A 24,048-nucleotide genomic window follows, 5' to 3' on the forward strand; every position below is an offset into this window, starting at 1 on the left:
CTATTTCCGGATACGCCCATCGGGCCAGATGCTCTGGGGCGTCCGCCCCTTCTCCCACGACTTCCTGTCTGGCCAGCGCTTCCACTGACTGCCATCGCCATCGCGGTTGCCGTGACCCGACTTATCACGCTCCCAGACTGAGCCATCGTTACATTGCTTTCCGGGAGTTCCGTTAATTGGCGTGAATACGCCATCATCGGCTTTATCCGGATTGTTCGGATAGACAACAGGACTATCGGCGTCACCGTTCGAGAATATCCCGCCAACGGTATCCCTGATCCAGTCGCTAGCCCCCTGAGCACCCCACGGCGGAGAAACCCAGGACGGTGTGTTTGACCCTGCGCCCGGCGGCGGTGGGACCGGCGTGTATGGGAACGGTACCTGCAGGCCCGACGGATCACTGTACGAAACCGGATTGCCGCCCACATAAGCATACGCATTCGTCTGCCCACTTGCCCAGCCTATGGGGTCTTCGCTAATGAACCGCCCGGTTTGTGGGCTGTAATACCGGTTCCGGTAGTAATACAGCCCCGTCCCATCATTCTCCCGCGCCGTGTACTGCTGCGGATTGCTATCCGCCGTGCCGCTCTGCGTGGTCCGGCCATACGGCTCGTACGTATACCGCGTCACGATCTGCTGGTTCGCGTCCGTGAGCGCAATGACGTTGTTGTTCGCGTCGCGCAGGACATACCGGTCCTGGCTCGCATCGTCGCCGATCCGGCGGAACATCAACTCGTCCGATGCGCCCTCGCCGAACAGCGAGAACTGGCGCGTGCGGTGCGCCCAGTCGTTGTCCGTGTTCACCAGGCTCAGGTCGTCGCCAGCGCTGAAATAGTCCGTGCGCTGGCTGTTGATCTGCGCCCACCGCCGGCGGCCGAACATGTCATACACGTACGACGCGTTCCACGCTCCCGCCTGCCGCGTCAGCGACTGCAGCTGGTCCTGGATATCCCAGCCGTACTGGTTCTCGCCGTCGCCCGTCAGGTTGCCGTTCAGGTCGTACGTGAACGTGAAGCCCGCCCAGCGCGTGAGCTGGTTCGCGCCGTTGTACTGCGCGTCTCCGACCGGTTGCGGCAGCGCCGTCTTCGCCAGACTGCCGCCCATCTTCGTGCGACGCCCCGCCAGGTCGTATCCATAGGTCAGGTCGCCCAGCACGCTGCCGTCCGCGCGACGGTACGTGATGCCCGTCAACTGGCTCGCCGCGTCCCACGTGTACCCGATGGCGATGCCGTTGGCGAGCGACGCCTGGCTGCGCCGGCCCAGTGCGTCGTAGGCGAAGCCGAAGGTCTTCACCGTGCCGTCGTTCAGCTGGTACTGCACCTGCGTGAGCCGGTGTGCCGCGTCGCGTGTGTACTGCACCGTCACGCGGTCGAGCAGCAGGCGCTCCAGTTCGCGGCTCGCGGGGGAATACGCGTACTGGATGGTCTGCCCCGGCACGATCGGTGTCTGGTCTTCCCTGGCCAGCTTGCCGGTGAGTGCGTCGTAGGCATAGATCTTCATCGAGATCTCTTTCACCGACGGATCGCGCGCCGTGTTCTGCGTGACCCCCATCAGATGGCCGTTCGCGCTGTCCCAGGCGTAGCTCCACGACCGGATGAAGCCCGCGGTGGACGACGGCGACGCCACCTTCGACACCAGGCGCCCCGCCGCGTCATACCTGTATGTAGTGACCTGCCCCTTGCGGTCGGTCACGCTGGCCAGTTGCCCCGCACTGGTCCACGTGTACGTCTCACTGTGGCCCAGCGGGTCGGTTTTACTCACCGGACGGCCGATGGCGTTATAGGTGTAGCGCGTGGTCACGCCCTTCGGGTCGCTCTGGCTGAGCAGGTGCCCGTTGCGGTCCCACGTGAAGCGGGTCACGCCGTTCAGTGCATCGGTGATATCGGTCGTGCGGTCCAGCGCGTCGAGGGTGCGCTTCGTCCTGTTGCCCAGCGGGTCCTGCACCGCCGTCACACGGCCTGCCGCATCCGTCGTGTACTGCGTGGTGCGGTTCAGCGGATCGGTGACAGCCGTCAGGTCGCCGCCGCTATAGGTGTAACGTGTGATGCCTTTCAAGGCATCGGTCACCGTCAGGACGCGACCCTGCGCGTCGACCGTGAAAGTCGTGCGCTTACCCAGCCGGTCAGTGACCGTCAGCAGGTTGCCCTTCGCGTCGTACGTGTAGCCGGTGGCCACGCCGCGCTGCGGATCGCCCGCCTCCGCGTCCGTCAGGACCTGGCTGTAGCTGTCATGGGTGCGTGTGTGCAGCGTGCCGTACTGATCGGCCTCACTGATGCGATTGCCGTTCGTGTCGTAGCCATAGGTGTACTGGCGATCGCCTGCCGTCAGGTTCGTCACCCGGCCCGTCGCGTCGTACGTGAAGGTCTGCACCTGCTGCGTGGTGTCACCCAGCGGATAGGTGTTGCGCACCACCCGTCCGTTTGCGTCAAACTCCACGCGGCGGATGCTGCCGCGCCGGTCGGTTACGTCGGTCTGCGTCGCCTTGCCGCCGCCCAGCGTATAGGCGAACGCAAAGGTACTGCCGTCCGCGAGTTTCTGGGCAATGACCCGATCGTTGCCGTCGTAGGTGCTGGCGACCTGGAGGTTGCCCTCGGGATCGGTGATGACTGCAAGGCGTGAGTTGCTGTCCCAGCCGTATTTCCAGATGCCGCCGGCTGCGTCGCTCACCTGAACCAGACGGTCCGCGCTGTCGTACGTGTAGCTCACCTGGCGGCCCAGCGGGTCGGTCACGCGCGAAATGAGCGGCGTGCCGCGCGCCCCCACGATCGACGTGAACGTCAGCGTGCGGCCATTGGGGCCGCTCACGCTGGTGATCGCGCCCGTACTGCTGTCACGGGCGATCACGACAGCATTCCCGTTGCGGTCCTCGAGACGGCTCAGGCGGTACACGCCGCCCATCGACGTAAAGCGCTGGATGCGGCCATCGCGCAGCGTCAGCGTCAGGCCGGTCGTGCCGGCCGCGTCGATGCGGGCACGGTAGTACTCGCCGGGACTGGTCAGATCGTCCCAGCCCTTGCCGCCGCTGCCCGCGCGCGGCGTGAACGGCACGCGGATGCCGGTGGCCTGGCGAAGTTCGAGGCGCTGGCGGTCCGTGCTCATCGCGAGGATCGTGTCGAAGCCCAGGCCGCCGCCGACGCCGAACGCGCCCACCAGCGGCCGCCCGCTACCGTCGTAAGCGCCGCTACGGTAGGTGCGGGCAAGATCCAGCGGCAGCGTGTCGGTCACCGCCAGATCGTGGCGGAAGAAATAGAACTGGCCGGTGTACAGGTTGACCGGCTCACCGCCCGACGTGCTGCTGCCACACCCGGCAGTGGCGTCGGCCGCGCAGTTGTCCTGGTCGTCCGGCATGCTGCCCTCGGGCGCAACCGGTTCGGTCGTGTCGGTGGCCGACGGACCGCTGCAATAGCTCGCGATCACCGAAGGATCGCCACAGACGTAGCCGCCCATGCCGCCGAAGTCAGCGGCAGCGGCCTTGAGCGGGCACATCGGATCGGCAGGGTACGCGCCGGAAGCGGCGTAGCGGCTGGGACACTCGACAGCATGCGCGTGCGGCGTGACAAACCACGACAGCAGCACGAAGAAGAACAGCACGAACGGGCGCAGGAGGACCCGACGCGCCGTGAGGGCATCGATAGTGTGCATAAGGATCTGGGAGAGGCGGGGGAAGGAACCCGGAAGATCAGGCGCCGCGAACCTGGCGCGCGCTGGTCTGAGTCGGGATTGACGACAATGCCGGATTACCGGCATCCGCAGCCGGCGGAGAACCCGTGCCGCTCACCGGCACCGCAGAAGCCACCCCACCCTGCCGCCGGATTGCCGTGATGTTGCCCGCCGCGTCGTAGTCGTAATACGCGGTGGCGCCAGACACGGCGACCGACGTCAACCGGCCCAAGGCGTCGTAGCCGTAGGTGATGTCGTCGGCATGACAGAGAAAAGGCAACAGCGCCGTGCCAGCAATCAGTGCCGTGGCAACCACGCCTCGGACGGTTGCCACGGACGCCTTGGGATGACGCTCAATAGGAATACTCACCGCATCTCCTCGTGATCGTTACGTTCTGGAAACTGATCGCAAAACAGTACGGCACCGACCCCTATTAAAGAATCAGCCAGTTCAGTTTGATTTGTAGGAATACACCGCGCCTCATTCGGAGCGCCCACTCCTGCAATGAGCTAATAACGCAAAAGCCCTCAGCCCTTCACCACGCGCTTCAGAATCCGCGCGACACCGTCCACATAGGTTGCCGTCCCAAACCGGCTCAGCGCTGCCTGATACCCATTCCTGACCAGTTTCTCGCGCAGTTCGTCGTTCGAGCGCAACTCAGCCAACGTATCGGCGAGACCATGTGCGTCGCCGGGCGTGCAGAGCACGCCGTTCTCATAGTCGTCGATGATCTCCAGCACGCCGCCCGCGCGTGCCGCCACCACCGGCCGCCGCGCCAGCATCCCCTCGACAATCACGCGGCCGAACGGCTCCGGCGTGATCGACGTGTGGACAACCGCATCGACCGCGCACATGCAAGCGGGGATATCGTGCTGGAAGCCGAGAAAATGCACCCGGTCGGCCAGATCATGCGCGGCGACAAACGCGTGCAGTTCGATCTCGTACGCGTCCTCGCCGAACAGCGGCGCGCCCACCAGCACCGCATGCATCTGCGGATTGAGGACCATTGCTTCGAGCAGTACATGCTGCCCTTTCCAGCGCGCGAGGCGGCTGAACGAGCCGACCAGAAACCCGTCCTGCGGCAAGCCCAGGCGTCTGCGCAGCGTCGCTTGAGGCACCGTGCTCAATGCGTCGAACGGCGCTGCGGAAATCCCGTTGAACACCACGTCGACCCGTTTTTCGTCGAAATGCGTGAGTTCCGTAAAGGCGCGAGCGGAGGCTGCCGAATTGGCGATGACGTGTGTGAGGCCAAGCCGCGCGCACCACTTGATGATCGCCAGTTGCTTGCGGCCAAAGTGTTCCGGGCTGACGATATCGCGCAGATGCCACACCACCGGCCGCCGTGCGAGCTTGCCGGCAAGCGCGCCGATCACCATCGCGCGCTGCGTGTTGGCGTAGATTACCTCGGCGTCGCGCGCGCGTCTTGCCGTGGCGCGCACGAGCGATATCAACCCCTTGAGCGCCTGCCCCTTCGGCAGCGATCCACCCTGCTTGCGAACGTGGCGCAGCGCACCCGCGTCCAGCACGTTGACGCTCGCGCCGGCCTTCGCAAGAGCCGTATGGAACGGGCCGTCGTCGAACAGTACGACTTCCATACGGGTACGCAATGCCTTGACGATCTCCAGCAACGACAACTCGGCACCGCCAAGGACACCGCTCTGATCGACTGCCAGAATACGCGGCGCGCCGGCAGCGGCATCGGCTTTGTAGGGAACATACGGCGGCATCGTTGCCGAGCGCAGTGCGGGCACCGCATCCCGCACATGGTTGAAGAAGCGTTCGCGGAAATGGGCAGCAGAAAATTGCTCCGCGTTCGCACGGCAATCCACCGGCGAAAACCGCTTCACGTGGTCGTCAAAACGCGCGACCGCCGCAATGATCGAATCGACGCTCTGTTCATCGAAGAACATGCCCGTGGGCCGCGCTTCGGACAGATCGCGCACGGTTTCGAGCGCCCCGCCCTTGCCGTACGCAATCACCGGCGTGCCGCAAGCCTGCGCCTCGACCACCGAGATGCCGAAGTCCTCTTCGGCTGCAAACACAAAGGCCTTGGCGCGGCTCATATGGTCCTTCAGCACCTTGAACGGCTGATAACCCATGATCTCGACATTGGGCCCCGCCTTCGCGCGGATCTTCTGCATGTCGGGGCCGTCGCCGATCACCACCAGCTTGCGCTCCGGCATCTGCGCGAACGCTTCGACGATCAGATCGATCTTCTTGTACGGCACCATGCGCGAGGCGGTCAGATAGAAATCGCCCTTATCCGTGCACAGCGAAAAAGCCTCGACGTCGACGGGCGGAAAGATCACCTTTGAATCGCGCTGATAGACCTTCCTGATTCGACGCGCGATGAACTCCGAATTCGCCACGAAGCCATCCACCGAATTCGACGTGCGGATATCCCAGTTACGGATGTAGTGAAGAATCAAGCGCGCGAGTGCCGACTTCGGTCCGCCGGTCAGCTTCGACTGCTGCAGATACTGGTGCTGCAGATCCCACGCATAGCGGATCGGCGAATGCACGTAGCTGATATGCACCTGGTCGGGACCGGTGAGAATCCCTTTCGCTACCGCGTGGCTGCTCGAGATCACCACGTCGTAAGCCGACACGTCGAGCTGCTCGATTGCAAGCGGCATCAGCGGCAGATAGGCGCGGTACTTGGTCCGCGCGCGCGGCAGCTTCTGGATGAACGAGGTCGTCACCGATTTGCCGCGCAGGAAGCTGCGATCGTCGAGAAAATCGACGAGGCTGAACAGATCGGCGTCCGGAAAACACGCGACGATCTGCTCAAGCACCTTCTCGGCGCCCGCATAGGTAACGAGCCAGTCGTGCACGATCGCGACGCGCACCGTCTTGTCGCTGCGCAACGCCGTGTGGCGCGGCGGCGCCTGAACGCCGGGAACGGTGGTGAGTTCGGCCAGTGCACTGCGCGTCGTGGGTCGCAGCACGGCTTCTTCAAGGACTTCGTGGTTCATGCGCTTTTCCTCGGATTCAGTCGCAACAGCAGTGAACGCGCAAGATCGCGCAAAGCGGGTGTCATCGTGATGGACCAGGCGACGTTCGCGCCGACCATCAATACGCCGGCGACGATCGCCAAAGCGAGACTCGGCAGGAAGCTGGCAAGCCACAGGCTGGCCAGCAGAAAAGCGAGGTGAGCGAGCATGTCGAGCGCGATCTGGCGCGCGCGAATCGCCGACAGGCGCAGCAGCACGACGTAGTCGAACAGAGCGCGGCCAGCCACGGCCATCGCCGCGCCGGTCAAACCGAAGTGGGTGATGCCGAGCCATAAAGCCCCTGCAAACAAGGGCAATTCGAACAGGCCGACCCGCGCAGCGGTGGCCGGATTGACTTGCGACTGGATCAGAATCCGCGTCACGTTCGCCTGCCCGACGAGCCACACGGCGACGATCATGATGCGGCCCACCGGTGCGGCTACGGTGGCGATCTCATTGCCGACCCACAGATGCAAAAACGGCTCGAGCACCAGCATCGCAACCAGCGCGACGGGGGTGAACACCCCATTGAGGAATTCGAGCGACTGCTGCGTGATGGTGTCCGCATCCGCGCGGGCCACGGCGGACAGGCGCGGAAACAATGTGCGCACCAGCGCGGTCGGCACGATATTCAAACGCGTCACGAGGTTTTGCGGCACCGTGTAATACGTGACGAAGCGCGCGCCGAGACTCGTGCCGAGCATCACGCGGTCGAGCGATTCCGCGATCATGTTGGTGACGCTCGCAATCAGCATCCAGCCGCCGAAGTTGAAGAGCCCCTTGGCCACGCCGAGTTGCGGCGCAAGAATGCTGCGAATCTCCAGCACCTTCAAGGCCGAACGGCCCAGCAGAATCGCCGCGAGAATTCGCGCGAATACGGCGGCGGCGAGCACGTTCTGCAGCGTCGCGCCTAGCCACAGCGCGGCGCCGAGGGGCAGCAACTGGAACAGAAAGGTGCCGATGGTCTGATTGGTGTTGTAGACACCGAAGCGCTCCGCGCCGTTGATCGCGCCGGCGAACACCCACGACACATTGGCAATCGGAATCGCCACCGCGAGCCACGGCAGCGCCATATAAACCTCGTGCTGCAACTCCGGCGACACCTTGGTGAAGTACGCGGTGTACAGAAACGCGCCGAAATAGATAATCAGACCGCCGACCACACCGGTCGCGAGATTGAGCCACGTCGCGCTCCAGAACACGCGTGCGCTCTCACCCTTGTCGCCCGTGGCACGCGCCTTCGAGATGTGATTCTGCGCGGCCATACTCATGCCGAGATCGAGAATCCCGAAGTAGCCGATCAAGGTCCACACGAGACTGATCACGCCGTAGCGCTCGACGCCGAGCAGCTTGATATACGACGGCACGGTCACGAGCGAGACGAAAGTCGGCAGTACCAGGCCGAAAAAATTGATCGCTACGTTCTTGAGAATGCCTTTGTCCATCGGATGCCTTGGGTTAATTCAGTTGCCTGATGATTCATTCGGAAGCCCTCGCGCCACGAGCGGCGCGTCACGTCACATCGCTTCAAGGCTTCCAGCGATACATCATCACTTTCCCGCGCGCGTCTTCCTCGACGAACACGAGATACTCACCGTTGCTGCGTTTCGCGGCGCTGATGCCGTTGGGCACGTCGACCCAGCCTGACGCGCTGCCTACCTCCGGGCCAGGACGGATGACGCCGATCTCCTTGCCGCTGTTCTTGTCCCACACGTGCACCGCGCCGACCGGTTCGACGCCGAAGATGTATTGCCCCTCGACCGTGAGGCCGATGATCGTGGCGATGGGTTTGGTCTGCGTGGTCCACGGCAGCGTGATCGAATAGCGCTGCACCGGATTGCCGCTCGACCATTTGTCGTAGCGCACCAGCACGCGCCCCACCTCCTTCCAGAAGCCGCGATCGAACGGCGTATCGGGCGTATAACCGGTCAGGTACATCGTGTCGGTATCGGGCTCGTAAATCGCCCGATGCAGTTCGGTGAACGGCTGCGGCACCGGGTAATGCGTGAGATTCGAATACGAGTAAACAGGGTTGCCCTTCGCATCGAGGCCGCCGAAACGGAAGCGATAAATACCCCGGTTATCGCGGGCGCGCCAGATATCCCCCGCGCTATCGACCCACCAGCCCCAGCCGCCCGCCAGCTTCGTGCCGCTCGTGTTGAGGGTGAATTCGTCGGTGTTGAACCTGCCGTCGCCGTTCACATCGCGCCAGATCCAGTCGCCGCCCGGCGGGGCATTCGGCACTTTGGCAACGGCCCGCTCACGCCCGGCGATGAAGCCCGAAGGAATCGCCACTTCGCCATCGCGCTGCGGATCGAAGCGATAGATTTTCAGGTGATCCGCGTACATGTCGGTCAGGTACAGAAACGTGTGACCCTTGAGCTTGCGGGCGATCGGCAGGCCGGGATACTGGTCGGTGTGAAAGACCGGGTCGTCGGGATACTTGAAGCGGTTCGACAGAAAACCCACGTATTTCCAGTCCTGACCGGCAGGCTTCGAGAGATCGAGTTCGAAGCGCTTATTGCCGGTATAGACGCTATCCGGACGTGACGGATCGATCCATGCGCCGTCGACGAACAACAAGCCCTGCACCTGCCAGTTCCGCTTGCCGTCCGGCGCGTAGCTTTCGAGCGTGGCGCCGAGGCCCGCGCCGATCGGCGCATAACGCGGACCGATGCCGTTGGTCGACACATAAACGTTGCCGCGCGCATCCACGCCCACGCCAGTCAAACCGTTGAAGCGCTGCGGTCCTGGACGGCCGGGTACACCGCTGAAAATGCCACCGCGCTCGCCCAGCGAACCCGACTCCGCGTAACGGCCATTGCTCTTGCTGAAGAACAGCACCTGCTGACGCGGACCGTTGTCGGCAATGAGAATGCGGCCTTGCGCATCGACGGCGATATCGACCGCGACCGCATCGGCGGGCAACGTGAAGGTTTCGTCAAGGCGCTTGCCTGAGGCCGTGTAATGCTCCACATGTGGCGCGCGGTCGTTGCGCGTACCGCTCAACACCCAGAGCGTGCCGTCGGGGGCAAGCGCCATGCGGCCCGGTTCGTGCACGCTCCAGTTTGCCTTCTGCTGCATCGATTCCGCGTCATACACCTCGATACGATCGCGCGCGGTGTTCGCCGCGTACAGCGTGGTGTCGTTCGCTGCCAGACCGCCAATTTCCGCGCTGGTGCCCGTCGGCACTTCGTTCATCATCAGAAAACCGGCGGCCAGTTGCGCATGCGGGTCCGCGTTGTTCGCGGCCGGCTGGAACGGCGCGGCGCGCTTCGGATCGGCGATCTGCCGGCGCGAAATGCCGAACCATTGCTTACCCTTCTCCGGCCATACGCCTCGCTCGACCAGATGTCCCTTCTCATTGCCGACCGCGATAGCCACGAACGCGTACTTGCGATTCACCGCGACCGCGTTGCCGCCGCCGTTGCCCCAACCGTGCGTGCCACCCGCGAAGCCGAGCATCTTGCCGTTCTGGTAGATGCTCGCTTCAGCGCCGCTTTCGTCCCACGGTGCGTTCGTATAGACCTTGCCGTCGGCTGCGACCGCAATCGCGGTGATGTCGATCTGGGTCCATGTGCCGTCGCCAAAACCGAAGGTGTTGCCGATCCAGGAATTTTTCGCGTTCAACACGGTTTCAGCGGATGCCGTGAAGCTGACCGACGCGGCCGTCATGCCGGCCGCATAGGCAAATACAGCAATCCAGGTTTTGAACGTGAAACGGGCCAAAAGTAATTCCTCCAATCCGGGCCGTGCCGCGATCGGGCACCGAGCCCGCGCAGATGCGAAATGCAAAGAAGTGCCAGCAGAGACCGCTAGAAGCGACGTAAGAACGTGAGACGGATCACACGGCTCACATTACGCGGGAAAAACGCCGCAACGAAAATCGAAAATAATTCAAAAATATTCGCCGCTTTAAGCGTTGCGAAAGAAAATTATTTAAAAATCGATTAAACGAAAATACTTGCGGGCACCTGCCCCCGGCTCTGCCTTCGCGACCATCCTTACCGATGTGGCGGGATTTCCCCTGCACTTCTTACGCTTTACGACAACCATAAGACACAAGCATGGAAATCAATTTCGAATGGGTAACGAAACACCCTGTTTCAATCTGATTCATTTATCCATTTCATTCCCGTTTTTTCATCAATTTCTTTTGCCTAAAATCGATTGCACTACCGATGCGACGCGCAGCGAGCGCGATCCTTCTCCCGGCTCATCCGCTTCACTCCATGGACGGTTCATGACTGCTAGCGCACTGCCCTTAGCGCCCTCTCACTCACGCCGCATCGTGCAACTCGACGGGTTGCGCGCGATTGCCGTGCTGGCCGTGTTCGCCCAGCACGCGCTAAAAGCGCCGCTGTGGATGGGCGTCGATCTGTTTTTCGTGTTGAGCGGCTTTCTGATTACCGGCATCCTGCTCGAACGCAAGGCGCGTCAACAGTCGTATTTCGGCTACTTCTACGCGCGCCGGGCGCGGCGCATCCTGCCGCCTTATCTGCTGCTGATGGTGGTGTCGTCGATTCTGTTCGGCTTCGGCTGGGCACGGCACTGGCAGTGGTACGCGTTCTTCGCGACCAATATTGGCGACGCGCTCAATCAGAGCGGCCACGACAGCCTGAATGTGCTGTGGTCGCTGGCCGTCGAAGAGCAGTTCTATATTTTCTGGCCGTTTGTGATTCTGCTGCTGCCCGAGCGTGTGCTCGGCTACGTGGCGGCCGCGTTGATCGTGCTGGTGCCGGTGCTGCGCGCGGTTGCCACGCCCTGGTTCGATTCGTTCTGGCCGATCTATTACCTGACGCCGTTCCGCATGGACCTGCTGGCGGCCGGCGCGCTGCTCGCGGTTGCCGTACGGCGCGATCGCGATGCCCTCGAACCGTTCAAGGGACTCGCCGTGCTCGGCTTCTTCGCCGCGCTGGCCGTGCTCGCATGGCTGCATCTGCATTACCCGCGATTTCGCGCGGCCAACACGCCGCTGTCGAACGCCGGGCTCTACAGCGTTTCACTGGTGCTGTGCACTTCCGTCGTGGTCATCGCCCTGCAAAGCAAGGGCATCGTCAAGCGGCTGCTGTGCAACCCCGTGCTGGTCTATATCGGCACCATCAGCTACACGATCTATCTGATTCACCTGAGCGTGCTGTACACGCTGTGGCCGCTGCATCTGAACCGTTACGTCACCGCGGCGCTAGCGCTTGCGATCACCCTCGCCTACGCCAGCATCACATGGTTCGCGTTCGAGAAACGGTTGATTTTCGGCGCGGCCGGCAAAGGCGCGGCCGGCAAAGGCGCGGCCGGCAAAGGCGCGGCCAGCAAAGGCGCGGCCGGCAAAGACCATGCGAGCGCCGGCAGCGTGACGGGAGGCGCGTCGCAAGCGCCGCAAAGCCGCGCATGAGGCGCCGTGCGTGGCTCGCCGCGAGCGTGTCGGGCGTTGCGTGGGCGGTCGCTTCAATGGCTGCGCTGAATGCGCACGCCGGCAGTCCGGCAACCCAGGTGCTGGTGGAGGCCTACGGCGATTCGACCACGCTTGGCATTACATGCAGCGACGGCCGCTGCGGCCCGCAGGCGCAGAACGCCGTGTCGTATCTGCAGGACGACTTGCAGGCGAAGCACGGCGACCGGGTGCGCGTCACGAACTACGGGGTGGGCGGCACCACGGCCACCCAGTTGCGCGACGGCACCGGCAACCGCCGGGCCGGTCCGGGCGCGGGTTTGCCATGGCAGGAACGGCTTGCCGCGTCATCCGCGCAGATCGTGCTGATCAACTACGGCATCAACGAAGTGATGCAGAACCAGACGCCCGAGCAGTTCTACGCGGCCGAAACGACGCTCGTGAAAAGCGCCCGTGCGCTCGGCAAGGAGCCGGTTCTGCAGACCTCGAACCCGATGCCCGACAACCGCCTCAACGCGCGGCTCGCCGCAATGGTTGCAATGACGCGCCGCGTGGCCGCCGAACAGCAGGTGCCGCTCGTCGATCAGTTCGCCTACATCAGCAGTCTGCCGGACTGGAAGGCGCTGATGTCCGACGGCGCGCATCCGAAGCCGGACTTGTACCGGCTCAAGGCTGAACAGGATTTTCAGGTCGTCGATCCGCTGGTGCGGCGACTGCTGGGCGGCACGCTCTGAAGCTCTTTTTTCCAGTGCGCTTCTTTTTTCTTTTACCAATATCGAAGGCAAGCTATGAGCCAACCACGCAAAGCGATCATCACCGGCGTATCCGGACAGGACGGCGCCTATCTGACCAAACTGCTGCTCGACAAGGGCTACCACGTGACCGGCACCTACCGGCGCACGAGTTCGGTCAACTTCTGGCGCATTCGTGAGCTCGGCGTGCTCGATCATCCGAATCTGCGTCTGGTCGAACACGATCTGACCGATCTCGGCTCCACGCTGCGCCTGCTCGAAGGCGCGCAGGCCGACGAGTTGTACAACCTGGCGGCGCAGAGCTTCGTGGGCGTTTCGTTCGACCAGCCCGTGACGACCGCCGAAGTGACCGGTATCGGCGCGCTGAATCTGCTCGAAGGCATCCGTATCCTGAATCCGAAGACCCGTTTTTATCAGGCCTCGACCTCGGAAATGTTTGGTCTCGTGCAAGCGGTGCCGCAGCGCGAGGACACGCCCTTCTACCCGCGCAGCCCGTACGGCGTGGCCAAGCTGTTTGCGCACTGGTCGACCATCAATTATCGCGAGTCGTACAACCTGTTCGCCAGCAGCGGGATTCTGTTCAATCACGAATCGCCGCTGCGTGGCCGCGAATTCGTAACCCGCAAGATCACCGACACGGTCGCGAAGATCAAGCTCGGCAAGCAGGACGCGCTGGAACTCGGCAACCTGAGCGCCAAGCGCGACTGGGGCTTCGCGCTCGAATACGTGGAAGGCATGTGGCGCATGCTGCAAGCCGATGAACCTGACACCTTCGTGCTCGCCACCGGCCGCACCGAGACGGTACGGGACTTCGTGCGCATGGCGTTCGCCGCCGCGGGCTATCAGCTCGAATGGTCGGGTAAGGAAGAACGCGAGACAGGCATCGACGTCGCCACGGGCAAGACGCTGGTGCGCGTGAATCCGAAGTTCTACCGCCCGGCGGAAGTGGATCTGCTGATCGGCTGCGCCGACAAAGCGCGTGAGAAGCTTGGCTGGAAGCCGGAAACCACACTCGAACAGCTGTGCCACATGATGGTTCATGCGGACCTCGGCCGTAACGAGCATCACGAGACGTTCTGACCCGGTGTGATGGAGGATGGTCACCGGAGGCCTCCTCTGCGCCGGCGTGCCCGCCTTCATCGATATCTGCCTGAGTTCGTCAAGCCTGATTGCAATGATTCAGGTCAATGCTATCGATACCTGGTAGTGCAAAAATAGTTGCTCCAGAGGCGTGCCCTGTCTTCCCTCAAGACCTGGCACCCTCACCACTGCCAGATGGAGTGACAGATGTTCCCCGAATACCGCGACCTGATCTCCCGCCTCAAGACTGAAGACGCCCATTTTTCCCGCCTGTTCGAACGCCACAATGAGTTGGATCATCGCATTCACAACATGGCAACGAACGTCACGCCTGCCGACAGCGCCACCATCGAGGCCTTGAAGAAGGAAAAACTTCTGTTGAAAGATCAACTGTATGGGGTCTTGAAGAAAGCGGCCGAAGCTGCCTGAGCAAGCTTGCGCTCCACCCCTGAATCTGTGCGACTGTTCTGGCGTTCGTGGTCGTGTCCGTTCGTGTCCGTTCGTGTCCGTATGTGCGTCCAGCTTCGTTCGTGCCGACTTCGTTCGTCCTGACGCGCGGAGATCAATCTTTCACAAGGAATCCCCTATCGTGGCATCCCAGCAGGACAAAACTCGCCCACGCGCCCCAGCGCCCCGACTCGTCAGTCACGGCGACGTCGCCGTCGACATTCATGCCACTGCTCGCGGCGACGCGCATGGCGAGGCCGCTAGCGAAACCCCCGCCCACGCCAATCACGCCGCGCGTACTGTTGAACGCAGGGAGACCCGCCGTTCGGTGGAAACCGCAAATGCCTTTATCGTCAACGGCATGGAAAGCGTTCTTGCGGGGCAAACCAGATCCAGGCGCGAGCCCGGCGGTGCAATGAGCGCCATCAAGACGCTGCTGGACGGCCTCTCCCCCGATGAAGCCCAGGCGCTGCGTATGCATTTGCTCGAAGGCAATCCCGCCACCTGGCATGCTGGCGCCGTCCGTCATCCAGACGACGAGCTATCACCGGCGCTGCGTGAAGGTGGCTATCCGTACCGCAATCTGATGTCCCGCCGCGCGTACGAAAAGCAGAAATATCGCTTGCAAGTCGAATTGCTCAAGTTGCAGGCGTGGGTTCGGGAAACCGGCCAGCGCGTCGTGATTCTGTTCGAAGGGCGCGACGCGGCCGGCAAAGGCGGCACGATCAAACGCTTCATGGAACATCTGAATCCACGCGGCGCCCGGGTCGTTGCGCTGGAAAAACCGAGCGAATCGGAGCGCGGCCAATGGTACTTCCAGCGCTACGTCCAGCACCTGCCCACCGCGGGCGAGATCGTGCTGTTCGACCGTTCCTGGTACAACCGTGCCGGCGTGGAACGGGTAATGGGTTTCTGTTCACCGCACGAATATGGCGAGTTCATGCAACAGGCGCCCGAATTCGAGCGGCACCTTGCGCGCAGCGGTACGCATATCGTCAAATTCTGGTTCTCGGTGAGCCGGGAGGAACAACGCCGCCGTTTCAAGGAGCGGGAGGTGCATCCGCTCAAGCAGTGGAAGCTGAGTCCGGTCGACCTCGCCTCGCTCGACAAATGGGACGAATACACGCAGGCCAAAGAAGCCATGTTCGCGCAGACCGATACGGCCGATGCGCCGTGGGCCGTCGTCCGCTCCGATTGCAAGAAACGTGCGCGGCTCAATGCGATGCGCTACGTGCTGCATAAGCTGCCGTATGCGAATCGCGACATCGAGGCGCTCGGCCCGGTGGACCCACTAATCGTCGGGCGGGCGATGTAACACTCACCGGCGCAGCGGCCGCCTCAAAGGCGGCCGGACCTCCCCTCAATGCACCCCGCCCGCCGCAATCGCTTCGCTATACACCGAGGCCACACGCTTCGCGATCACCGAGTTGTCGAAGTTCTCGCGTGCATAGCGACGGCAAGCCTCGGCGTCCGGCAGCTTCAGTGAGCCGTTCAACGCGCCCGCCAGACCTGCCGCAATCGCTTTCGCACCGGTCTCCGGCAATACCAGGTTCGGCGACAAAGCCGCCACCGCTTCCGGCAAGCCGCCCACCGGCGTCACCAGCACCGGCGTGCCGGAAGCCAGCGATTCAACCGTAATCAGCCCAAAACCCTCCAGCGCCACCGTCGGCACCACGCTGATATTCGCCGCACGGTACAACGCCGCCAGATGCTGATCGGGCACGAAGCCCAGCAGCTTCACGTTGTTCTCAAGGCCCGCCTCGGTAATACGCGCCTGCAATTCACCTTCAAGCCGCCCCTTGCCTGCGATCAGCAGCAGCACATCGGGTTCCGTACGCTTGAGCAGTTTCACCGCATCGATCAGATCTTCGAGACCCATGCGGCGCACCAGACGCCGCACGGCCAGTACGATCGGCCGGTCTTGCGGCAATTGCAGCTTCAGGCGCGCCTCGGCCGGCGTGAGCGGCAGATTGAACTGTTCGACATCCACGCAACCCGGCACCACACGGACGCGCTCCGGCGCAATGCGATAGCGCGAAGTCAGAATCTTGCCGAACGCCTCCGACAGCACGATCAGCCGCGACGAGCGCACATACACCGATTGTTCCAGATAGCGCTTGGCACGCTGGCCGAGTGAATCGGCGCCTTCCACATGGCTCTCGTCGGCCCACGGTCCCTGGAAATGCGAGACCTGCGGAATGCCGCGCGTCACGTCCAGACCCGGGAACGTGTACAGCGCGAAGTGCGACGAAATCACGTCGGGACGCGAGACGCTAATTTCCTGGCGCAGCGCGCGGCGTGCCGCCATCAGCCGCAGCGGCAGCGATTGCGCGGCGGACCCGAAACCGTTGATCGCGCCACCGGTGTCCGCGGCAACTTTGGGCGAGCCCGCCACCACGCCGCGCACGGCAACGCCCGCGCCCGGCAACGCGCCGACCAGCGAGTAATACATGCGGTCGAGGCCGCCCGCGCGTTCGGGGAACCAGTGCATGCCGATCTGCAGCGATTTGATTGAACTCGTCGTCATGTTTATTGCCCCTGTGCGTTCTGAGAATTGTGGTGAATGGTCTGCCCGGCCAGCGTGTTCAGCGTCAATGCGTCGTTCCTAGCCACCGCCGCGGCCTCCGTTTCGCGGCTCTTGCGGTCTTTCTGCTGCCCCGCGAGTTGCCGGTATAGCGCGATGTATTGCGCGGCCATCCTCGCCCAGCCGAAGCCGCTTGCCAGTTCATTGGCAGCCTTACCCATCGCGCGGCGGGTAGCGTCGTTTTCAGCGAGGCGCGCGACAGCGCCCGCCAATGCCTTGGGATCGTCCGGATCGTCGAGCACGATGCCGCATTCCGGCGTGATGATTTCGGCGCCGCCCGCCGTGCGCGCCGTGACCACCGGCAAACCGGCGGCCATCGCTTCGAGCAGCGACAGGCTCATCGCCTCATAGCGCGACGGGAATACGAACGCGTCGACCGAATGCATCAGCACGGGCATCTCTTTGACCAGCCCAAGAAAATGCACGCGATGCGCAATGCCGAGCGCCTTCGCTTGCTCGGGATACGGACTGCCCGGCAGAAATCCGGCCACCGCGATCTGTACGTGGTCAGGCAGATGCTTGAGCGCCTGCAATACCGTGCCGAGGTTTTTGCGCGGCGTGCGCAGATCGCCCACGAATAGCAGCAGGAATGCGTCGGCGGCCAAGCCAAATTTCGCGCGGTCGCCGGTTGCGGCGGCAAAGCCTTGCGTATCGACGCCGTTGTAAATCACGTCGACCCGGTTATCCGGCGTCAACCCGATCGCGCGAATTTCATCGGCAACCTTCTGCGACACCGCGGTGATCACCTTCGAGCGCCGGTAAGCCCAGCGTTCGAGCCACGCGTTGCAGCGCGTATAGACCGACTGATACGCGGACCACACGCCTTTCGTAAGCCCGAACGGGTAATACTTGCTGCCGAACCAGCCGCTATGCACGAAGTGCGAGGTGTTGACGTCGGCGGGCATCCACGTGATGAAGCCGTTCACGTGCAGCACGTCGTATTCGCGGCGATGCGCGCGCAGCCACATCGCGCTCTTGAACGCGAACACCTGCTGGCGCAACAGGTTGGTGGGCCACCAGCGGCCGATTTTGATCGGCGTCCAGCGTACGTTCGGATGCGCGAGAAGATCTGGCGCGACGTGCGATGCCACCAGGGTGACCGCGATGTTCTCATCGAGGGCGGCGCGCGCAATCTCGTGGTTGACGCGCCCCTGGCCGTCGTTATGGCGCACGACGTGCGTGACAATGGCGACTCTCAATCAGTGCCTCCGTGGAGAAATAGCGTGCGTCTGCGGTTCATCTTCTCGTAGTGCACCGCAGAAAGGATCGAAAAAACACTCATGAAGAGCAGCAGGCCGCCGGTGCCGACCAGCGAATTGGTGAACACCAGCATCGCGAAGGTCGCGAGACTGAGGCTCAGGCAGGCCGAGACGAATTTATCGTTGCGCAGCTTGAACGAGGCGAGCACCGCCCGCACCACCAGCCAGACGATGCCGGACATGTAAAGCAAGGTACCGGGCCAGCCGAGCACGAACGGGATGTTCATCACGCCGCTGTCGAAATTGCCGTACTGGCCGAGCTGGCCGCCGTCGTTCGACAGCTTGGTCGAGGTGCCGGTCGCGCCCATGCCCTCGCCCGACACGTCGGTAAAGGCGGTCTTCGCGAAGTTCGCGTAGAACTCGTTACGCGCGGCGTAGCTCTGGTCGTCGCTCAGATTGACGATGGTGGTCAGACGCGCCTGCATGCGCTCCGCGACCGGGCCGACCGCCAGCAAGGGCACGCACAAACCGACCAGCAGCACCGCACTCGCGACAATCCGCACGCGCACCTTGTTGTTCGACTTGACCAGTTGAATCAGCAGCGCGATCACCCAGCCGCCCCATGTCGAACGCACGAGACTCAACGCGAACGAGAAGAAACCGAGCGCCACCGCGATCCAGCGCACCCGGTGCGTGGCCGCCATCACGAAGACCATCGCACCCATCATCGCGAACGCGAACGGTCCCGACGAGTTCATCGTGCTGAACACCCGCACGCCCATCGGCACGGCATCACCTTGCGAGTTCATCTGCGAGCCGAGCATCCACAGTGCATCCCACTGCGGCATGATGAAAAACTGGATCAGGCCGTAGCCGCCCATCACCAGCATGCCCCAGATAAAGGTATTGACGATGGTATCGCGATACTTCGGGTACTGACGCGTGTGCGCCATGATGTGAAAGCCGATCAGGATCGGATAGAGCCAGTTCGCGAGGTCATAGGTGGCGGCGAGCGGCCCGCTCGACATCACGCCGATCATGAACGCGTAGGCGAGCCCCATCAGGATCAGCAGCACCGGCAGGCCGCGCCGTTGCGACAGCAGCTTGTAGTAGCGGAGCAAGGAGAACGCACTGATCATCGTCACCGCGAGCGGCGCGACCTGGATCAGGCTGGTCGGTGTGAACGAGCCTTTGGACCAGTCGGCGAGACGCCGCACTTCCGGGCTCAGGAACCACAGCCACCACATGAAGCCGATGTAGCGCGCCGGGTTCTTGAAGTAGAGCCACAGGCCCGTCAGGATCGCGAGCACCGGAAAGCCGTACGTGAGCGCCGTGCCTTGATGCGCGCCGATCAGCATCGCCGTGATCAGCCACAACAAGGCCTCCGGCAGCCACTCCTTGCGAGCGCCGGACAGTGCCCGTGTGGCGCTGTCGTCACCGGCTCGCGTAATTGTCGACATCGTTCAGAGGCCTCCGCGTGATTCGGGCGAAGGGCGCGGCGTCTGCCTCTCGCTGCCTGCCGCGACGCGTCCGCGCGACACCGCACGCGCCCGCAGCATCTCCTGCGTGACTTTCACGTGCTGCATCGCATAGCTCTGCGTGGTCAGATCGCGCGACAGCAAGCCGGCCGCGGCGGCCTGCGCCTGACGCAGTGCCTCCATCGGCGCAGCGGCAAGCTGGTCCACCGCCTCACGCAACGCCGGCGGGTTGAACGGCGGGATATAGGCCGCCTCGCCCGCCGGAAAATAATCCTGCAATGCGCCGACGTTGGTGACCACCATCGGCTTGCCGACCGCCGCCGCTTCCAGCATCACCGTAATGCCCGAGGCGTGCGAATTCGGCCGCAGCGGCACGACGATCAGGTCGGCCCAGTCGTAGAGTTCATGCTGTTTTTTGATGCCCGAGAACAGCGCGATTTCGACGTTCGGTGCACGCAGCGAAGCGGGAATCCGTCGCCGTGTGGCGAGTTTCACCGTGTAGCGCTCATCGTTGCCGAAGGCCTTGATGAGCGTGTCCCAATCGCGGTCGCGATCGTTGCCGATCGCGGCGATGCGGATCGGCGTATGGGGCGTCCATTCGGTGGGCATCCTGACGGGAAAATCCTGCGTGTTCAGGCCGTAGAAAAGCGTTTTCGCGTCGCGCTCGAAGTAGCGCTGGCACAGCTCGGCGTTTTCGCTGGCGAGCGTGGTCAACTGATCGGCGCGGCTTATCAGCTTGCGATACAGCCAGCTGCGCACAATCCCATAGGAAGGCCATTTATCGAGCAGCCACACGCTTTGCGCCAACAGCAGCGGCGCGGCTTCAGCGCCCGCCTTGCGACCGCTCAGCAGCAGCATCAGCGCGGCGGACAGCCATTCCTGCTCGGTATGCGTCCAGATCACGTCTGAGCGCAGCATCGCGGCGCGGTTGCGCCACGTATGAATGAAATCGAAACCGAGCGCGGCCTTTAGCGCACGGCGCAGCAAACGCACCGGCTTGCTCTCGCGCGCGTCCTGCGAATAGGTCAGCGCGAATGCATCGGATTCGGCATGGTGATAGCCATACAGACAACCGATGTTGTCGCCCGGCCGGTAAAAGCGCGGGTCGGCGCCGTAAAACAGGTGAACGTGAACTTTCGTACTCATGCAGACACTCCGCTCTGCCGGTGGAAAGGAGCATCGGCAGGCACGAACAGGCCGCGCCGGGACCGATGCACGAACGTGCAGGACGATGGGAGGATGCGTGTCGCGCGTGTCATATGTGGCTCACGCGGTCCGCGACAGCGCGCGGCGCGCCTCATGCGCGCCGGTACGCACCGCGCGCCAGCGCGACAGCCGCAGGCTCGCCTGTTTCGAAACCAGCGCGAGCGCGGCATGCGTAAGACCCGGATAGACGCGCGTGCCGACCAGCGTCCACCACCACCACGCAGTTTCGCGGCGCAGCGGCGGCAACTGGTCGCGCAGGATCAGGTGGAAATTGAAGGCGGCATTGCGCAATGCCGCCATGGTTTGCGCGTCGCGCCGGTCGTCGTCGAAACGTTCGGCAGGGAAATGGTCGACGGCCACGCGCGGGTCGTACATCAGCTTCCAGCCGGCATTCTTCACGCTCAGACTAAAGGCCATGTCGTTGTGAACCTGGGCGCCCGCGCCGCGCAGGCGTTGATCGAAACGGATCGTGCGCACCGCGTCGCGCCGGTAGCTCATGTTGGCGCCCTTCAGGATGTCGACTTCGCGTGCGCCGCCCACCCCCAGGTGATGATTGCCGATGATCTTGCCGTGTGCCGTGACCTTGCCGACCAGCGGCCGCTCCCCATCCAGCACGCGGCCTTTTTCATGCACCCAGTCGCGGCCGCCGAGCGCCCCCAGGCGCGCGTCGCTCTCAAAGGCCGCGGCAATCCGTTCGACCCAGTCCTGGTGCGGCGCGGCGTCGTCGTCGGTAATCGCGATCACGTCGCCGCTGGCCGCATCCAGCCCGCGATTCAGGGCCGCGACCTGGCCGGGCGCCTTCACCAACGCGACGGACAGCGGCAACCTGCCCGATACGGCGGGATCGCGCAGGCAGGCGTGGCTCGCTTCGTCGTCGGCGCGCGCGACCACCACCACTTCGTCCGGCGCGCGCGACTGCCGTTGCAGCGCCGCGAGGCAGCGCGCCAGATCGGCCGGGCGGCGGTAAGTCGGGACCAGTACCGTCACTTTCATCGTGATGTCCTCTTCTATCGTGTTTGCGCTGGGATCAGAACAATGGGCTCAGCCGGCTGGCTCAGGCGCTCAAATATTCCTGCACCGCTGCGTAGCCACGCGCATAACCGCCGCGCGAACGCGCTGGCATTCCGTTGAAAATCCCGCCCTGCACATGCACACCGGCCGCACGCAACCGTTTCAACGACTCCGAGATCTCGCTTTCGTTGTGCACGCCCGAGCGCATCACAAAGAAGGTCGAACCGGCATACGCGCCGATGATCGATGCATCGGTCACGGCCAGCACCGGGGGGGTATCGATCAGGATCACGTCGTAGCGCTTGGCGAGGCCGTCCAGGTATTGCGGAAGGCGCGGCGACATCAGCAATTCAGACGGATTCGGCGGACGACGGCCGCACGAGATGAAGCTCAAGCCTTCGACGTTCGAGGCGCGGATCGCTTCCTCGAGCGAGATCTGCCCGCTCAGCAGTTCCGACAAACCGTTGTCCTGCGCCCCGCCCACATAACGCTCGAGCACGCCGCGGCGCATATCGCCGTCGATCATCAGCACGCGCTTGCCCGAGTTCGCCAGCAGCACCGCCAGATTGACCGTCAGGAAGCTCTTGCCGACACCGGCCATGGGACCGGTCAGCATGACGATGCGGTTTTTGGCATCCATCACCGTGAACTGCATGGAGGTGCGCAAACTGCGCAGGCTTTCGATCGTGACGTCCTTTGGCCGCGCATTCGCCAGCACCGAGCGCAGGCGTTCGCCGCCACGCTGGAAGGCCGTTTCGAGCAATGCCTGTTCAGCGCTCAAGGGCACGAGGCCGTACACCGGCAGATGGAAAGCGCGTTCGATATGGTCAGGGTCGTCAATCCCCTTGAACATATTGCGGCGCAGGAACACGAAACCGGTGCCGCAGATCAGCCCGAGAATCACCGCCGCGGACAGGATCAGCATCTTCTTCGGTTTGACCGGCGCACCCGGGCGCATCGCTTCGTCGACGATATGCACGTTGCCGCCGGTACCGGCCTTCTGCACCGACAACTCCTGCACGCGGTTAAGCAGCAGCACGTAGATGTCTTCAGCCACCTTCGCATCCCGTTGCAACTGCACGGCCTTCACTTCGGTCGCCGGCAGATCGCGGAAACGGTCAGCGTATTTGGCACGCTGTGCTTCCAGCTCGGCCATCTGCTGGCGTGCGGCCACGAGCATCGGATGGTCGTCGCCATAGCGCTGGCTCAGTTGCGCCATCTGCAGGCGCAAACCGGCAATCTGCTGCTCGTACTGCACGCTGCCTTCGAGGTAGACCTTGGCTTCATCGCTCGCATTGATCGAGCCGGACTGGCGCTGGTACGCGGTCAACGCGGCTTCGGCGCGTTCGAGATCGGACTTCAGACGCGGCTCTTCGCTTTTCAGGAAGTCGAGCATCTTGCTCGCGTCGACCTGCTTGTTCGACACATGCTGACGCACATATGAATGCGCAAGCGCGTTGGCCACCAGCGCCGCATGTTCGGGGCTCTTGTCTTCCAGCGAGATCTGGATCACGCCGGTCTGCTTGCCCTGCTCCTGCACGGTGATCGCCGACTGGAACGCGGTGATCGCGTCGAGGTCGTTAAAGCGCGTCACGATGAACTCTTCACCTGGACGGGCCACCAGTTTGCTGACGAGGATCGTCACGCCACCACCCTGCTCCTGCTGGCCGACCTGGCCGCGCAGCAGCAGTGAGCCGTTCTCTGCGTACAGTTCGTAGTGCTGGTCGTCCTGTACTTTCATTGTCAGCTTCGCGCCTTCCAGCGCGGGCACCACGTCGATCGAGTCGACCTCGGCGTCCTCACCGCCCCACGCATAGGAAGACAGACCCAGCCATGGCCGTGCCGGCTGCCCCGGCGTTGCCAGCCGCGCGGCGATGCTGCCGAGCAGCGGAATCGTCCGCGGCGCGACGCTGAAGTTCAGCTTCAACTGCTGGACCACCGGGCCGACCACGCCGCGGCTCTTGATGATTTCGATCTCGGCGTCGGTCGGCAGCGAGGTCGAACCGGTGGTGATCGCCGCGCCCGTCTGCGTTTGCGTGAGCGCCTGCGAGGTGTTGTCGGACTGCTCGACCCGCACGTGCGCGTCAGCGGAATAAATCGGCTTGGCGAGGAAACAGTACGCGGCGGCCAGTGCGACGATCGCCGCGGCGATCGCGATCAGCCACCAGATGTCGTCCAGGATGACCTGCACCAGTTGCCCGAGGACCACGTCCTCTTCTTCGGTCTTGATCGGACCGGCCATATGTGG

Annotated in this window: 16 protein-coding genes; 5 read left to right on the top strand and 11 right to left on the bottom strand. The window is 63.3% G+C overall.

Going from position 1 to position 24,048, the window contains the following annotated elements; translation table 11 throughout:
• From GH665_RS10615 to GH665_RS10635, 5 genes are all read right to left on the bottom strand, one after another.
• On the bottom strand, positions 1-3,642 hold the full coding sequence (locus GH665_RS10615) for an RHS repeat-associated core domain-containing protein (protein ID WP_153135830.1): 3,642 nt from the start codon (positions 3,640-3,642) through the stop codon (positions 1-3).
• Between the two features lie 37 nt (positions 3,643-3,679).
• Complete coding sequence (locus GH665_RS10620) at positions 3,680-4,030, bottom strand: RHS repeat domain-containing protein (protein ID WP_153135831.1); 351 nt, start codon at positions 4,028-4,030, stop codon at positions 3,680-3,682.
• 158 nt (positions 4,031-4,188) lie between these two features.
• Complete coding sequence (locus GH665_RS10625) at positions 4,189-6,636, bottom strand: glycosyltransferase family 4 protein (protein WP_153135832.1); 2,448 nt, start codon at positions 6,634-6,636, stop codon at positions 4,189-4,191.
• Positions 6,633-8,099 carry a flippase gene (locus GH665_RS10630; protein ID WP_153135833.1) on the bottom strand — a complete coding sequence of 489 codons (1,467 nt, stop codon included), beginning with the start codon at positions 8,097-8,099 and terminating at the stop codon, positions 6,633-6,635. The genes GH665_RS10625 and GH665_RS10630 overlap by 4 nt, the downstream gene beginning before the upstream one ends.
• Positions 8,100-8,181: 82 nt before the next feature.
• Positions 8,182-10,383: an NHL repeat-containing protein gene (locus tag GH665_RS10635; RefSeq protein ID WP_153135834.1), complete on the bottom strand. Its 2,202-nt coding sequence runs from the start codon at positions 10,381-10,383 to the stop codon at positions 8,182-8,184.
• Positions 10,384-10,897: 514 nt separating this feature from the next.
• Between GH665_RS10635 and GH665_RS10640 the strand changes: the two genes are divergently transcribed.
• The 5 genes from GH665_RS10640 to ppk2 all read left to right on the top strand — a co-directional run bounded on the left by GH665_RS10640 (position 10,898) and on the right by ppk2 (position 15,637).
• Positions 10,898-12,046, top strand: a complete 1,149-nt coding sequence (locus GH665_RS10640; RefSeq protein WP_153135835.1) for an acyltransferase family protein — start codon at positions 10,898-10,900, stop codon at positions 12,044-12,046.
• Positions 12,043-12,777: an SGNH/GDSL hydrolase family protein gene (locus tag GH665_RS10645; protein WP_153135836.1), complete on the top strand. Its 735-nt coding sequence runs from the start codon at positions 12,043-12,045 to the stop codon at positions 12,775-12,777. Before GH665_RS10640 ends, GH665_RS10645 begins: the two co-directional genes overlap by 4 nt.
• A 54-nt stretch (positions 12,778-12,831) precedes the next feature.
• A complete protein-coding gene (gene gmd / locus GH665_RS10650) occupies positions 12,832-13,875 on the top strand; it encodes a GDP-mannose 4,6-dehydratase (protein WP_120291833.1) in 1,044 nt (347 codons plus the stop codon).
• A gap of 207 nt (positions 13,876-14,082) precedes the next feature.
• The gene (locus GH665_RS10655) at positions 14,083-14,304 is read left to right on the top strand and encodes an HP1242/YdcH family protein (RefSeq protein WP_153135837.1); all 222 of its coding nucleotides are present in this window, start codon (positions 14,083-14,085) and stop codon (positions 14,302-14,304) included.
• Positions 14,305-14,650: 346 nt separating this feature from the next.
• Positions 14,651-15,637, top strand: a complete 987-nt coding sequence (gene ppk2, locus GH665_RS10660) for a polyphosphate kinase 2 (RefSeq protein ID WP_246216285.1) — start codon at positions 14,651-14,653, stop codon at positions 15,635-15,637.
• Between the two features lie 45 nt (positions 15,638-15,682).
• Here ppk2 and GH665_RS10665 read toward each other — a convergent pair whose 3' ends face one another.
• The 6 genes from GH665_RS10665 to GH665_RS10690 all read right to left on the bottom strand — a co-directional run bounded on the left by GH665_RS10665 (position 15,683) and on the right by GH665_RS10690 (position 24,042).
• Positions 15,683-16,849 (bottom strand): glycosyltransferase family 4 protein, encoded by a 1,167-nt coding sequence (locus GH665_RS10665; RefSeq protein ID WP_153135838.1) that lies wholly within the window; start codon positions 16,847-16,849, stop codon positions 15,683-15,685.
• Between the two features lie 2 nt (positions 16,850-16,851).
• Entirely contained in the window at positions 16,852-18,105 is a 1,254-nt protein-coding gene (locus GH665_RS10670) for a glycosyltransferase family 4 protein (protein ID WP_153135839.1), read from the bottom strand.
• Positions 18,102-19,565, bottom strand: coding sequence for a glucose-6-phosphate isomerase (locus GH665_RS10675; RefSeq protein WP_153135840.1), 1,464 nt, complete (start codon positions 19,563-19,565; stop codon positions 18,102-18,104). The genes GH665_RS10670 and GH665_RS10675 overlap by 4 nt, the downstream gene beginning before the upstream one ends.
• A gap of 3 nt (positions 19,566-19,568) precedes the next feature.
• Positions 19,569-20,729 (bottom strand): glycosyltransferase, encoded by a 1,161-nt coding sequence (locus GH665_RS10680; RefSeq protein WP_153135841.1) that lies wholly within the window; start codon positions 20,727-20,729, stop codon positions 19,569-19,571.
• A 120-nt stretch (positions 20,730-20,849) separates the two neighbouring features.
• Positions 20,850-21,782, bottom strand: coding sequence for a glycosyltransferase family 2 protein (locus tag GH665_RS10685; RefSeq protein WP_153135842.1), 933 nt, complete (start codon positions 21,780-21,782; stop codon positions 20,850-20,852).
• A 61-nt stretch (positions 21,783-21,843) separates the two neighbouring features.
• Positions 21,844-24,042 carry a polysaccharide biosynthesis tyrosine autokinase gene (locus tag GH665_RS10690; RefSeq protein ID WP_153138377.1) on the bottom strand — a complete coding sequence of 733 codons (2,199 nt, stop codon included), beginning with the start codon at positions 24,040-24,042 and terminating at the stop codon, positions 21,844-21,846.
• Positions 24,043-24,048: the final 6 nt, after the last annotated feature.

The organism is Paraburkholderia agricolaris, assembly GCF_009455635.1.
GTDB lineage: Bacteria > Pseudomonadota > Gammaproteobacteria > Burkholderiales > Burkholderiaceae > Paraburkholderia > Paraburkholderia agricolaris.